The 13289-nt window shown below is 63.5% G+C and carries 14 protein-coding genes; 6 read left to right on the top strand and 8 right to left on the bottom strand.

Features of this window, described 5'->3' with window-relative positions; translation table 11 throughout:
- Positions 1-14 precede the first annotated feature (14 nt).
- Positions 15-1031, bottom strand: coding sequence for a ferrochelatase (hemH, locus tag ACTJKT_RS10730; protein WP_440787077.1), 1017 nt, complete (start codon positions 1029-1031; stop codon positions 15-17).
- Positions 1032-1044: 13 nt separating this feature from the next.
- Positions 1045-1947 carry a TIGR01777 family oxidoreductase gene (locus ACTJKT_RS10725; protein WP_440787076.1) on the bottom strand — a complete coding sequence of 301 codons (903 nt, stop codon included), beginning with the start codon at positions 1945-1947 and terminating at the stop codon, positions 1045-1047.
- Between the two features lie 193 nt (positions 1948-2140).
- Here ACTJKT_RS10725 and ACTJKT_RS10720 point away from each other — a divergent pair, with 193 nt between their 5' ends.
- From ACTJKT_RS10720 to ACTJKT_RS10705, 4 genes are all read left to right on the top strand, one after another.
- Entirely contained in the window at positions 2141-3124 is a 984-nt protein-coding gene (locus ACTJKT_RS10720; protein ID WP_063432946.1) for an NAD(P)/FAD-dependent oxidoreductase, read from the top strand.
- Positions 3125-3427: 303 nt separating this feature from the next.
- On the top strand, positions 3428-3577 hold the full coding sequence (locus tag ACTJKT_RS10715) for a hypothetical protein (RefSeq protein WP_440787075.1): 150 nt from the start codon (positions 3428-3430) through the stop codon (positions 3575-3577).
- On the top strand, positions 3568-5013 hold the full coding sequence (gene phrB / locus ACTJKT_RS10710; RefSeq protein WP_440787074.1) for a deoxyribodipyrimidine photo-lyase: 1446 nt from the start codon (positions 3568-3570) through the stop codon (positions 5011-5013). Before ACTJKT_RS10715 ends, phrB begins: the two co-directional genes overlap by 10 nt.
- Before the next feature lie 64 nt (positions 5014-5077).
- Positions 5078-5383, top strand: coding sequence for a YkgJ family cysteine cluster protein (locus tag ACTJKT_RS10705; protein WP_007928363.1), 306 nt, complete (start codon positions 5078-5080; stop codon positions 5381-5383).
- Positions 5384-5390: 7 nt separating this feature from the next.
- Here the strand turns inward: ACTJKT_RS10705 and ACTJKT_RS10700 are convergent, their stop codons facing one another.
- The 6 genes from ACTJKT_RS10700 to hemA all read right to left on the bottom strand — a co-directional run bounded on the left by ACTJKT_RS10700 (position 5391) and on the right by hemA (position 10761).
- Positions 5391-5909, bottom strand: coding sequence for an acyloxyacyl hydrolase (locus ACTJKT_RS10700; RefSeq protein WP_440787073.1), 519 nt, complete (start codon positions 5907-5909; stop codon positions 5391-5393).
- Between the two features lie 116 nt (positions 5910-6025).
- Positions 6026-6817, bottom strand: a complete 792-nt coding sequence (murI, locus tag ACTJKT_RS10695; RefSeq protein WP_440787072.1) for a glutamate racemase — start codon at positions 6815-6817, stop codon at positions 6026-6028.
- Positions 6810-7565 carry a molybdopterin-synthase adenylyltransferase MoeB gene (locus ACTJKT_RS10690; protein WP_440787071.1) on the bottom strand — a complete coding sequence of 252 codons (756 nt, stop codon included), beginning with the start codon at positions 7563-7565 and terminating at the stop codon, positions 6810-6812. Before ACTJKT_RS10690 ends, murI begins: the two co-directional genes overlap by 8 nt.
- On the bottom strand, positions 7559-8389 hold the full coding sequence (gene prmC / locus ACTJKT_RS10685) for a peptide chain release factor N(5)-glutamine methyltransferase (protein WP_210476838.1): 831 nt from the start codon (positions 8387-8389) through the stop codon (positions 7559-7561). The genes ACTJKT_RS10690 and prmC overlap by 7 nt, the downstream gene beginning before the upstream one ends.
- Before the next feature lie 6 nt (positions 8390-8395).
- Positions 8396-9478 (bottom strand): peptide chain release factor 1, encoded by a 1083-nt coding sequence (gene prfA, locus ACTJKT_RS10680; RefSeq protein WP_007928353.1) that lies wholly within the window; start codon positions 9476-9478, stop codon positions 8396-8398.
- A complete protein-coding gene (hemA, locus tag ACTJKT_RS10675) occupies positions 9475-10761 on the bottom strand; it encodes a glutamyl-tRNA reductase (RefSeq protein ID WP_440787070.1) in 1287 nt (428 codons plus the stop codon). Before hemA ends, prfA begins: the two co-directional genes overlap by 4 nt.
- Before the next feature lie 181 nt (positions 10762-10942).
- Between hemA and ACTJKT_RS10670 the strand changes: the two genes are divergently transcribed.
- Positions 10943-12667 carry a tetratricopeptide repeat protein gene (locus ACTJKT_RS10670; RefSeq protein ID WP_440787069.1) on the top strand — a complete coding sequence of 575 codons (1725 nt, stop codon included), beginning with the start codon at positions 10943-10945 and terminating at the stop codon, positions 12665-12667.
- A gap of 4 nt (positions 12668-12671) precedes the next feature.
- Positions 12672-13289, top strand: coding sequence for a lipoprotein insertase outer membrane protein LolB (gene lolB, locus ACTJKT_RS10665; protein ID WP_009050790.1), 618 nt, complete (start codon positions 12672-12674; stop codon positions 13287-13289).

The following is a 13289-nucleotide window of genomic DNA, read 5'->3' as shown; positions in this document are numbered from 1 at the left end:
TGCCCGCGATTCTTTTACAACGCCAAAGGCGCGCGCTCGCACAAGGCGTTCAATGCCTTGGCCCATTGCGGGTCGTCGTTCAGGCACGGCACCAGCACCAACTCCTCCCCTCCCGCTTCGCGGAACTGCTCGCGACCGCGATCGCCGATCTCTTCCAGGGTCTCGATGCAGTCGGCGACGAACGCCGGGCACATCACCAGGATCTTCTTCACCCCCTGCCGGGCCAGCTCATCCAGGCGCGCCTCGGTGTAGGGTTCGATCCATTTGGCACGCCCCAGACGGGACTGGAACGACACCGACCACTTGCCATCCGCCAGCCCCATGCGCTCGGCAAATGCCCGGGCCGTGTTCAGGCACTGGCCGCGATAACAGGTGGCGGCCACCTCGGGGGTCGCGTCGCGGCAGCAATCGCCTTCCAGGCTGTGGCCGGGATTGAGCTTTTTCAGGTGCCGCTCGGGCAAGCCATGGAAGCTCAGCAGCAGATGATCGAAGTCCTGTTGCAGGTGCGGCCTGGCACTGGTCACCAGCGCGTCAAGGTACTCCGGCTGATCGTAAAACGGCTGCAGCAGCGAAAGCTGCACATCCAGTTGCTTGTCCCGAATCACCCGCCGGGCTTCTTCCACCACCGTGGTCACGGTGCTGTCGGCGAACTGTGGATAGAGCGGCGCCAGGGTGATCCTCTTCTGCCCCTGGGCCACCAGACGCAGCAACGCCGACTCGATGGACGGCTCGCCATAACGCATCGCCAGTTCCACCGGGCCGTGCTTCCACTCGCGGGTCATGGTTTCCTGCAGACGGCGGCTGAGCACCACCAGCGGCGAACCCTGCTCCCACCAGATCGAGGCGTAGGCATGGGCCGATTGCTCCGGACGCTTGATCAGGATCAACGACACCAGCAGCCGCCGGACCGGCCACGGCAGATCGATCACGTAAGGGTCCATCAGGAATTGATTGAGGTAGCTGCGCACATCCGCCACCGAGGTGGAGGCCGGCGAACCCAGGTTGACCAGGAGCAACGCGTGATCGGTCATGCAACATCCTATTTCAGAGGCGGCTGGACAAGTCGTCCAGGGCCGCGCGCAAATCAGTGAACTGGAAAGTGAATCCGGCGGCCTGCAACCGCGCAGGGACCGCGCGCTGGCCACCCAGCAACAACAACGACAACTCCCCCAGGCCGACGCGCAAGACGAAGGCCGGCACCGGCACTATGGCCGGCCGGTGCAAGACGCCGCCCAGGGTCTTGGCGAACTCGCGATTGCGCACCGGCTTGGGCGCGCAGGCATTATAAGGACCGCTGGCATCACTGCGGTGCAGAAGAAAATCAATCAGGGCGATTTGATCCTTGATATGAATCCACGGCATCCACTGCCGACCGTTGCCGATAGGCCCGCCCAGGGCCAGTTTGAAGGGCAGCAGCAAGCGCGACAAAAAGCCGCCCTCGGCCGCCAGCACCAGGCCCGTGCGAATCAGCACCACACGCACGCCCATGGCTTCGGCACGTTGCGCGGTCTCCTCCCAGGCGATGCATAACTGGCTGGCGAAATCCTCACTGACCGGGGGCGAATTCTCGGTCAGCTCGCGCTCCCCGCCATCGCCATACCAACCCACGGCCGACCCGGAGATCAACAACCCGGGTTTCTGCCCCCGGCTTTCCAGCCAGGCCAGCAGCTTTTCGGTCAGGGTAATGCGGCTGCTCCAGAGCAGCGCCTTGCGCTTGTGGGTCCAGGGCCGATCGGCGATCGGTGCTCCCGCCAGGTTGATGATGGCGTCGACCGGCTCCTCTGCGAGTTCGTCCAGGCGGGCGATGCCGCGGACCTGGGCGCCACACAGTTTGGGCACCTCGGCAGGCCGGCGACTCCATACGGTCAACTGATGGCCCTGGGTCAGCCAGTGACGGCAGAGCTGACGTCCCATCAAACCAGTACCGCCGGTCAGCAATATGTGCATGACATCTTCCTCGCGTGGCGTTTTACCCGGATCACTAGTCTATTTTTATATGCAGGGATCTTTTCAATCGGGCAGGCTCTGTGTTTAACAATAGGACACCCTGTAAAACCGATAGCGCCGAAAGTTATACCAAAAAACAAAATTGCATAGATTTTGACGACGGCGTCTGCACAGAAAGGTAAACGAGGCCCCTATGACCGTACCCATCGCAATCATCGGTACCGGCATCGCCGGACTCTCCGCCACCCAGGCGCTGAGAGACGCCGGGCATGTCGTGCAACTCTTCGACAAGAGCCGCGGCAGCGGCGGGCGTATGTCCAGCAAACGCAGCGACGCCGGCGCGCTGGACATGGGCGCTCAATATTTCACTGCTCGCGACCGGCGCTTCGTCACCGAAGTCCAGCGCTGGCAAGCCAATGGCTGGGCCGCCGAATGGGCGCCGCAGCTGTACAACTTCCATGGCGGCCAGCTCACCCCGTCGCCGGACGAACAGACCCGCTGGGTCGGTACCCCGCGCATGAGTGCCATTACCCGTGGCTTGCTGGGCGATACGGAGGCGCATTTCGCCTGCCGCATCACCGAGGTCTACCGCGGTGAACAGCATTGGCACCTGCAGGATGCCGAAGGTTTCACCCACGGCCCGTTCAGCCACGTGATCATCGCCACGCCGGCTCCCCAGGCCACCGCCCTGCTGGCCGCCGCACCGAAACTGGCGAGTGCCGCCGCCGGGGTGAAAATGGACCCGACCTGGGCTGTCGCCCTGGCATTCGAGACTGCGCTGGAAACCCCGGTGGAAGGTTGCTTCGTACAGGACAGCCCACTGGACTGGCTGGCCCGCAACCGCAGCAAACCAGGGCGCGACAACAGCCTCGACACCTGGGTCCTGCACGCCAGCAGCAGCTGGAGCCGCCAGCACATCGACCTGCCGAAAGAGGCGGTGATCGAGCAATTGCACGGCGCGTTCGCCGAACTGCTGCACAGCGCCATGCCTGCGCCAAGCTTCAGCCTCGCCCACCGCTGGCTCTACGCCCGCCCGGCCAGCAGCCATGAATGGGGAGCCCTGGCGGATGTCGACCTGGGACTCTATGTGTGCGGCGACTGGTGCCTGTCCGGTCGCGTCGAAGGAGCCTGGCTCAGCGGGCAGGAGGCCGCCCGCCGGTTGCACGAAAACCTGTAAGCGCATCACCCCGCGTAACTTTGCTGCTGTCGCAATGGACAGCAGCCTGCCTTCTCCGCTCAAAACCCGAACCACACTTCTGCTCATCGGACTGTTCCGCGATGAAGAAGAACGCGCGCTTATGCGTGGCCAGTCGGCAGTCGAATGGGCATAGCCCAGCGACCGTCAGATGAGCAGGAAATGGCCCGAAAGCCCCACCGCACAAACCTGTACAAAATATTTAACTTGCACACCTTTGATCCTATGATGAGGCAAAGTTGTACAAACCCATATTTTCGTACATGAAATCCCAGAGCCCTCCACATGCCCGACCCTCCGACCCAGGCCGACAAACCGAGAATCGCCATCAGCGCCTGCCTGCTGGATGCGCCTGAATCACGCCAGTACCGTCCCGGCACGGTGCCGCTGCTGGTGCCACTGGTCCTGCTAATGCAGGAATCCCCATGCAACTGATCTGGCTACGCAGCGACCTGCGTCTGCATGACAACACCGCGTTGAGTGCCGCGACCCAGCGCGGGCCGACTGTGGCCGTATACCTGCTGAGCCCGCGGCAATGGCAAGCGCATGACGATGCGCCGTGCAAGGTCGACTTCTGGCTGCGCAACCTGGAACAGCTGAGCGACGACCTGGCCCGGCTGAACATCCCGCTGCTGATCCGCGAAGCGCCGAGCTGGGAACAGGCGCCCCAGGTGCTGCTGCAACTGTGCCGGGAGCTGGCCATCGAGGCGCTGCACGTCAACGAGGAATACGGCATTCACGAAAGCCGCCGCGATACGGCGGTGGCCAACCTGCTGAAGAGCCAGGGCGTGAGCTTCCACAGTTACCTCGACCAGTTGCTGTTCCGGCCCGGCAGCGTGCTGACCAAAAGCGGAGGCTACTTCCAGGTCTTCAGCCAGTTCCGCAAGGTCTGCTACAACCGACTGTACAGCGCCCTGCCGCCACAGCTGGCGGCGCCCGGGATGCAAGCCGCGCTGAGGATAAAGACCGATGCGGTGCCCCGGCAGGTCGAGGGCTTCCCGACACCCAGCCCACACCTGCAAGCGCTCTGGCCGGCAGGCGAACGCAAGGCACAACAACGCCTGGCGCATTTTGCCGAGGCGCAGCTCGACCACTACCAGGCCGAGCGCGACTTCCCGGCCAAACCCGGCACCAGCCAGCTTTCGCCCTACCTCGCCGCCGGCGTGCTGTCACCACGCCAATGCCTGCACGCGGCCCTGCAAAACAACCGGGGCGAGTTCGTCAGCGGCAACCCCGGTGCCGTCACCTGGATCAACGAGCTGCTCTGGCGCGAGTTCTACAAACACATCCTGGTGGGCTACCCACGGGTGTCCCGGCACCGGCCCTTCCGCCCGGAAACCGAAGCCGTGGCCTGGCGCGATGCCCCCGATGAGCTGGCAGCCTGGCAGCAGGCCCGCACCGGCCTGCCGATCATCGATGCGGCCATGCGCCAGTTGCTGGAAACCGGCTGGATGCACAACCGCCTGCGGATGATCGTGGCGATGTTCCTGACCAAGAACCTGCTGATCGACTGGCGCCTGGGCGAACGTTTTTTCATGCGCCACCTGATCGATGGCGACCTGGCGGCGAACAATGGTGGCTGGCAGTGGAGCTCATCCACCGGCACCGACTCGGCGCCCTACTTCCGAATCTTCAACCCCTTGAGCCAGTCGCAAAGGTTCGACAGCCAAGGGACTTTCATCAGGCTCTGGCTGCCGGAGCTGGCGGGGCTGAATGAAAAGGATATCCACAACCCGGCCGCCATGGGCGGCCTGTTCGGCGTGGCCGGTTACCCGCCGCCGATGGTCGATCTGTCGATGTCCCGCGAGCGCGCCCTGGCGGCCTTCAAGCACCTGCCGCCGCGGCTGGCTGCCGAGGAGTATCAGGAATAAGGGGCGGCAGGCGTCCGTCAGTGGTTTCACACAGCCTGCGGCCACTGCCTTACACTGCGCGCCTATGACCACTATTCCTGTCACCCAGATCGCCGAAACAGCGGTCACCTGCTCGAGCTGCGCGGCCTGCTGCTGCCAACTGGAAGTGATGCTGATCACCGAAACCGGGGTGCCCGAACGTTTTATCGACACCGACGATTGGGGTGGCGAAGTCATGCTGCGGCTGGATGATGGCTGGTGTGCCGCGCTGGATCGCAACAGCATGCTGTGCAGCATCTACGAACAACGGCCGCTGATCTGCCGGGAGTTCGAGATGGGGGAAGCGGACTGCCTCAACGAACGCCGCGGCATCGCCACGGCGTATCGCTGAAAGGGTCTTACAACGGCATGGTGTAATGCAGCGAGTAGCTCTCTACACCGTCGTTGGGCGTCGCGATACCGGCGTTGGAATAGTGCGTGGCACGGATACCGACTTCATGCCCGCCGTTGAAACGCAGGCCGAAACCGAAGCGGTCCTCGAACTGGAACGCCGAACCGAGCTTGTTGTCCTCCACCTCGGTGTTGGCGAACAGCGCCACGCCGATCCCCGCCTCGATGTAAGGCTTGATGTTTTGCCCGGCAAATTCGTACACCAGCACTGGTGAGAACGACAGGCTGTGGTTGCTGGACTTCTCGTCGCCGTCCCAGAAGGTATAGGCGCCGCTCCAGTAGCCGGTCAGGCGACCGACATCGCTTTGCAACCAGCTTTTGTCCCAATCGAATTGCATGCCCAAGCGATAGGCCTGAGTCGAATCGCTGGTCTGCCCCACCGAAAACTCGACGCCAGCCGCCTGTGCCGAAAAACTTTGCCCCAACAGCGCGGCCGCAAGCGCAGCCAAACAAAACATTCGTCTCATCAGGAACATCCTTTTCAAACGATTTGCATGGTGTTGTACAGATGTCACACACACGTTAGTAGAAATCCGCGCTGCAACGGAAGTTCAGCGCAAATCGCCGTTTCTGCGTGATTCTTTTATAGAGCGAAGCTTTGCACCGCTCCCGTCTCTTTCCAGAGCAGCGGCAGAATATGTCTGAAGTGATACGGATCGCCACTGGTCCAGAACTGAGTCTGGCGTGCCGGCCCCGCGGCCAACAGCTCGCGCTCGCCGAGCAGGCGCTCCAGCTGGCGGGCAACCGCGGCCCCGGTATCGATCAGGCTGATGTCCTCGGGGATCATCGACTTGAGCAAGGGCTTGAGAAACGGATAGTGGGTGCAGCCGAGGATGATGGTGTCGCAACCGGCCGCCAGCAGCGGCTCGACATAACCCTGCAGCAGTTGGCGCAACGCGGGGCTGTGCAGATCCCCGGCTTCGATCCGTTCCACCAGGCCCGGGCATGGCCGGGTAATGACCTTGATGTCGGTGGCGAAACGATCGAGCAAGGCAGCGAACTTGGCGCTCTGCAAGGTGCCGGTGGTGGCCAGCACGCCGACCACGCCGCTGCGGGTGGCGGCGGCAGCCGGCTTGACCGCGGGCTCCATGCCGACGATGGGCCAGTCCGGGTAGTCCCGACGCAGGTCGGCGACGCCGGCCACCGTCGCGGTGTTGCAGGCCAGCACCAGCGCCTTGGCGCCCTGCTCGCGGAAAAACCCGGCGACCAGGCTGCAACGCTGACGGATGAATTCGGGGGTTTTCTCGCCGTAGGGAATGTTGCCGCAATCGGCTACATACAGCAGCGACTCGTGGGGCAGGCGCTGCTGGATTTCCGCCAGCACCGACAAGCCGCCGACGCCGGAATCGAAGACACCGATCGGCGCCTCACGCATGTGGGGCCCCACAGACGCTGCAGCCCGGGTCGCGCTTGACCCGCAGTTCGCGAAAGCGCGTGCCCAGGGCATCGATCAACAATAGGCGGCCCACCAGCGGCTCGCCGAATCCCACCAGCAGCTTCAAGGCCTCGAGGGCCTGCAGGCTGCCCACCAAGCCCACCAGCGGCCCGACCACACCGGCTTCGCTGCAGGTCAGTTCGGCTTCGCTGCCGTGCCCATATAAACAGTGGTAGCACGGGCTCTCGGGACGCCGTGGGTCGAACACCGACAGCTGCCCTTCCAGGCGAATCGCCGCGCCACTGACCAGCGGCTTGCCGGCGGCGACACAGGCGGCGTTCACCGCCTCGCGGGTCGAGAAGTTGTCGGTGCAATCGAGCACCAGGTCCACGGCTGTGACCGCGGCCGCCAGGGAGTCGGCATCCAGCGCGGCGCGATGGGGCACCAGCTGGATCTCGGGATTGATCGCGGACAAGCGACGCATCGCCGAATCGACCTTGCTCAGGCCGACGCTGTCGGTGTCATGGATGATCTGGCGTTGCAGGTTGGTCAGGTCGACCCTGTCGAAGTCGGCCAGGTGCAGCTCGCCAACGCCCGCGGCGGCCAGGTACAAGGCCACCGGAGCGCCCAGGCCGCCCAGGCCGACGATCAATACGCGGCTGGCCTTGAGTCGCAACTGACCGTCGATGTCGACGTGCTGCAACAGAATCTGCCGGCTGTAGCGCAACAACTCCTGATCGTTCAGCACGGCAGGCTTCCTAAGCTGATGCGTTCATGACCGCCCAGGTCGACACGGCTGTGGACCTCGGCAAACCCTTGGCTGAGTAACAGGTCACGCACCGCCGGCGCCTGGTCGTAGCCATGCTCCAGCATCAGCCAGCCGCCGGCCTCGAGGTGCCCTGGTGCCTGGGCGATGATCAGGCGCAGATCGTCCAGCCCGTCCTTGCCCGCGACCAGGGCGCTCTCCGGCTCGAAGCGCACATCGCCAGCCGCCAGGTGCGGGTCGGCATCGGCGATATAGGGCGGATTGCTGATGATCAGCTGATAACGCTCGCCTTGCAGGGCGCTGAACCAATGGCTGCTCAGTACCCTGACATTGTCCAGTTGCAGGCGTTGGCGGTTGCGTTCGGCCAGGGCCACGGCTTCCAGCACCCGGTCGACCGCGGTGACCCGCCACGCCGGACGCTCGCTGGCCAGGGCCAGGGCAATGGCGCCACTGCCGGTGCCCAGGTCGAGCACCTTGGCCGGGGTGGCGGGCAGCAGTTCCAGCGCCGCTTCCACCAGCAACTCGGTGTCGGGGCGCGGAATCAGGGTGTGGGGTGCCACTTCCAGGTCGAGCTTCCAGAACCCCTGCTGGCCAAGAATATAGGCCACCGGCTCGCCGGAGCGGCGCCGTTGCAGGTAACTGGCGAAGGTCAATGCCGCTTCACTGGGCACGATCCGCTCGGGCCAGGTGTGCAGGAAGCTGCGCGGCTTGCCCAGGGCAGCGGCCAGCAGCAACTCGGCATCCAGACGGGCCGTGGGCGAATCGGGCAATTGGGCGGCGCGCAGCAGGCTGGCGATGATGGTCATTTGTGTTTACTCGCCCAGTGCCGCAAGTTGATCGGCCTGGTATTCGGCCAGAAGCGGTTCGATCACGGCCTCGACGCCACCGGCGAGGATTTCATCGAGGGAATAGAGGGTCAGGTTGACGCGGTGATCGGTCACCCGGCCCTGGGGAAAGTTGTAGGTACGAATGCGCTCGGAGCGGTCGCCCGACCCCACCAGCAGCTTGCGTTCGCTGGCAATCGCATTGGCCGCGGCGCTGGTCTGCTGGTCGTTGAGCTTGGCCGACAGCCAGGACATGGCCCGCGCCCGGTTCTTGTGCTGGGAACGCTCTTCCTGGCACTCGACCACGATTCCCGACGGGATGTGGGTGATGCGGATCGCCGAGTCAGTCTTGTTGACGTGCTGGCCACCGGCACCGGAGGAGCGGTAGGTGTCGATCCGCAGGTCCGCCGGGTTGATCTCGATGGCTTCCTGCTCGTCCGGCTCGGGCAATACCGCCACGGTGCAGGCCGAGGTATGGATACGGCCCTGGGACTCGGTGGCCGGCACCCGCTGTACGCGGTGCGCGCCGGATTCAAATTTCAGCTTGCCGTAGACGTTCTCGCCTTCGACCCGGGCGATGACTTCTTTATAGCCGCCGTGTTCGCCCTCGTTTTCCGAGAGGATCTCCAGCCGCCAGCCACGCCGCTCGGCATAACGCGAATACATGCGGAACAGGTCGCCGGAGAAGATCGCCGCCTCGTCGCCACCGGTGCCGGCGCGAATCTCCAGGAACACGTTGCGCCCGTCGTTGGGGTCCTTGGGCAGCAGCATGCGTTGCAGGGTGCTTTCCAGCTCGACCAGCTGTTCCTTGGCCTCGCGGACTTCTTCCACCGCCATTTCGCGCATGTCCGGATCGCTGTCCTTGAGCAGCGCCTGGGCGCCCTCGAGGTCGGCCTGGACCTTGAGTACCTGTTTATAGGTCTCGACGATCGGCTCGACTTCGGCGTACTCCTTGGAATAGGCGCGGAACTTGGCCTGATCGGAAATGACTTCGCCGTCGCCAAGCAACGCGGTCAATTCCTCGAAACGGTCCTGGAGGACATCCAGCTTATTGAGCAGTGACGCTTTCATTGCGGTTTTTTATCCGAAGAGTCCGAAGCGCCCTCACCGAGGGCAAAGAGTTCCTGGGCCATGGCCAGCGCATCCAGGCGGCCTTCAGCGGTCAGCTTTTTCAACTGGACGCTGGGCGCATGCAGCAATTTGTTGGTCAGGCCGCGAGCCAGTTGCATCAGGACGTCTTCGGCGCTGCTGCCGTTGGCCAGCATGCGCTGGGCCTTTTGCAGTTCCTCGTCGCGCAGGCGCTCGCTCTGCTGACGATACGCCTTGAGCACATCCACCGCAGCCAGCTCGCGCAGGCGCACCATGAAGTCCTCGGCGCCGATGTTCACCAGCTCTTCCGCCGCCTGCGCCGCGCCTTGACGGCTCTTGAGGTTTTCGGCGACCACTTCGTGGAGATCGTCGACGGTATAGAGGTAAACGTCGTCCAACTCGCCGACTTCCGGCTCGATATCCCGGGGAACGGCGATGTCCACCATGAAGATCGGCTTGTGCTTGCGCAGCTTCAGCGCGCTTTCCACCGCGCCCTTGCCCAGGATCGGCAACTGGCTGGCGGTGGAACTGATGACGATGTCGCTGTGCACCAGCTCCTGAGGGATATCCGACAGCAGCACGGCATGGGCTCCAAACTGTTCAGCCAGGGTGCTGGCGCGCTCCAGGGTGCGGTTGGCGACCACGATGCGCTTGACCCCCAGGTCATGCAAATGGCGGGCGACCAGGGTAATGGTCTCGCCGGCGCCGATCAGCAGCGCCTGGCTGCGCTGCAGATCACTGAAAATCTGTTTCGCCAGGCTCACCGCGGCAAAGGCCACGGAAACCGGGTTTTCGCCGATGGCGGTATCGGTGCGCACCTGTTTGGCGGCACTGAAGGTGGCCTGGAACAGTCGCCCCAGCAGCGGACCAATGGTTCCGGCCTCACGCGCCACGGCGTAGGCGGATTTCATCTGCCCGAGGATCTGTGGCTCGCCCAGCACCAGCGAATCCAGCCCCGAGGCGACACGCATCATGTGACGAACGGCCGCATCGTCTTCGTGCACATAGGCACTGGCGCGCAGGTCTTCGAGGTTCAGATGGTGGTACTCGGCCAGCCAGCGCAGCACCACATCCGCCGAAAGGTGATCCTGTTCTATATAGAGTTCACTGCGATTGCAGGTGGAGAGGATCGCAGCTTCGCGGCTGTCGGTGAGGCGGCAGAGCTGCTGCAAGGCCTCAACCAACTGCTCAGGGGTAAAGGCCACGCGCTCGCGGACGTCTACTGAAGCAGTCTTGTGGTTAATACCGAGTGCGAGGAAGGCCATTCAAGGTCGCTGATGATGTCGAGAAGCCGACAATTGTCCTACTTCGAAAGATTCAGAACAACCACTGCCGACTATTGTCCCAATAGACTGCCTCTGTAAGGCATCCGCTGAGTCTCGGTTATGTTTGGCCGAAGGCTTGTGTCATGATGATCCGACCGCAGGTTAGTCGTCCTCTTCCTATATGAATAGATCTTCCGCGTTGCTCCTCGCTTTTGTCTTCCTCAGCGGCTGCCAGGCCTTGGCACCCGTTTCGCCGGACGCTACACCGCCGGTCGAAGACAGCACTCCGGCTCCTGAAAAGCCCAAGGTTTACTCCTCGTTCAGCGAAGACACGATCTTCAGCCTGCTGAGCGCGGAACTGGCTGGCCAACGCAATCGTTTCGACATTGCCCTGGACAATTATGTCACCCAGGCCATCAACACCCAGGACCCGGGCATCTCCGAGCGGGCGTTCCGCATCGCCGAATACCTGGGCGCCGACCAGGCCGCGCTGGACACGGCGCTGATCTGGGCGAAAAACGCCCCGGACGACCTGGAAGCCCAGCGCGCCGCCGCCATCCAGCTGGCCCGCACCGGGCGTTACGACGAATCCATGGTCTATATGGAGAAAGTCCTGCAGGGCAAGGGCGATACCCACTTCGATTTCCTCGCGCTGTCGGCCGCCGACACCGACCAGGACACCCGCAACGGTCTGATGAAGAGTTTCGACCGCCTGCTGCAAAAACACCCGAACAACGGCCAACTGGTCTTCGGCAAGGCGCTGCTGCTGCAACAGGACGGCGACACCCGCGAAGCCTTGAAGCTGCTGGAGCAGAACCCGCCGGAAGAAGGCGAAATCGCGCCGATCCTCCTGCGCGCCCGCCTGCTGCAGAGCCTCAGCCGCGCCGACGAAGCCCTGCCGCTGCTGGAAAAAAGCATTCGCAAGTACCCCGACGACAAGCGCCTGCGCCTGACTTACGCGCGCATGCTGGTCGAGCAGGATCGCATGGACGATGCCAAGGCCCAGTTCTCCAGCCTGGTCCAGCAGTATCCGGAAGACGACGAGCTGCGTTACTCCCTGGCGCTGGTCTGCCTGGAAGCCAAGGACTGGGAAGAAGCCAAGGGTTACCTGGAAGACCTGATCGCCCGGGAAAGCCATGTCGACTCGGCGCACCTGAACCTGGGTCGCATCGCCGAAGAACTCAACGACCCGCAGGGCGCGCTGGTGGAATACGGCCAGGTCGGCCCAGGTAACGACTACCTGCCGGCACAATTGCGCCAGGCCGACATCCTGATGAACAACGGCCGTACCGCCGAAGCCGAAAAACGCTTGGCCGCCGCCCGCGACACCCAGCCGGACTACGCCATCCAGCTGTACCTGATCGAAGCCGAAACCCTGTCCGCCAATAAACAGGGCGACAAGGCCTGGAAGATTCTCCAGCAAGCCCTGCAGCAATACCCGGACGACGTGAACCTGCTCTACACCCGTGCGATGCAGGCCGAGAAGCGCAACGACCTGGCCCAGATGGAAAAGGACCTGCGCCTGATCATCAAGCGCGAGCCGGACAACGCCATGGCACTGAACGCCCTCGGCTACACCCTGTCGGATCGCACGACCCGCTACGCCGAAGCCAAGGCCCTGATCGAACAGGCCCATCAGCTGACCCCGGACGATCCGGCGGTACTCGATAGCCTGGGCTGGGTGAACTATCGCCTGGGCAACCTCGCGGAAGCCGAACGTTTGCTGCGCCAGGCGCTGGAACGCTTCCCCGACCAGGAAGTCGCCGCGCACCTGGGCGAAGTGCTCTGGGCCAATGGCAAGCAACGCGAAGCCAGGCAGATCTGGAGCAAGTTCCTCAAGGATCAGCCCGACAGCCCAATCCTGCGCAGCACCATCAAGCGCCTGACCGGATCAGAGACCCTTTAAGACTATGTTTTTGCGCCACCTTATCGTTTTCAGCTTTATCGCTCTGCTCGCCGGCTGTTCGGGTTTCGGTACCCGTGAGTCCGTCGAGGGTCACGGCAGCCCTGCGCTATGGCGCGAACACAAACAGCAGTTGACCGGCCTCGACGGTTGGCAGATCAACGGCAAGATCGGCATTCGCGCGCCCAAGGACTCGGGCAGCGGCACGCTGTTCTGGCTGCAGCGCCAGGACTACTACGATATCCGCCTGTCCGGCCCGCTGGGTCGTGGCGCTGCCCGCCTGACCGGTCGCCCCGGCCAGGTCGCGCTGGAAGTCGCCAACCAGGGACGTTATGAGGCGCCGACCCCGGAAGCCCTGCTCGAAGAACAGCTGGGCTGGAACCTGCCGGTGTCCCATCTGGCCTGGTGGGTTCGCGGGCTGCCCGCCCCCGACAGCAAGAGCCGCCTGACCCTGGATGGCGACAGCCGCCTGTCCAATCTCGAACAGGACAACTGGCAGGTCGAGTACCTGAGTTATGCACAACAGAGCGGTTACTGGCTGCCCGAGCGAATCAAGCTGCATGGCCGCGACCTTGACGTCACATTGGTGATCAAGGAATGGCAACCACGCAAGCTGGGGCAGTAA

The organism is Pseudomonas sp. 22526, from assembly GCF_052044735.1.
GTDB lineage: Bacteria > Pseudomonadota > Gammaproteobacteria > Pseudomonadales > Pseudomonadaceae > Aquipseudomonas > Aquipseudomonas piscium.
The sequence above is the reverse complement of the archived record's forward strand: the minus strand, read 5'-3'. Positions and strand labels throughout refer to the sequence as shown.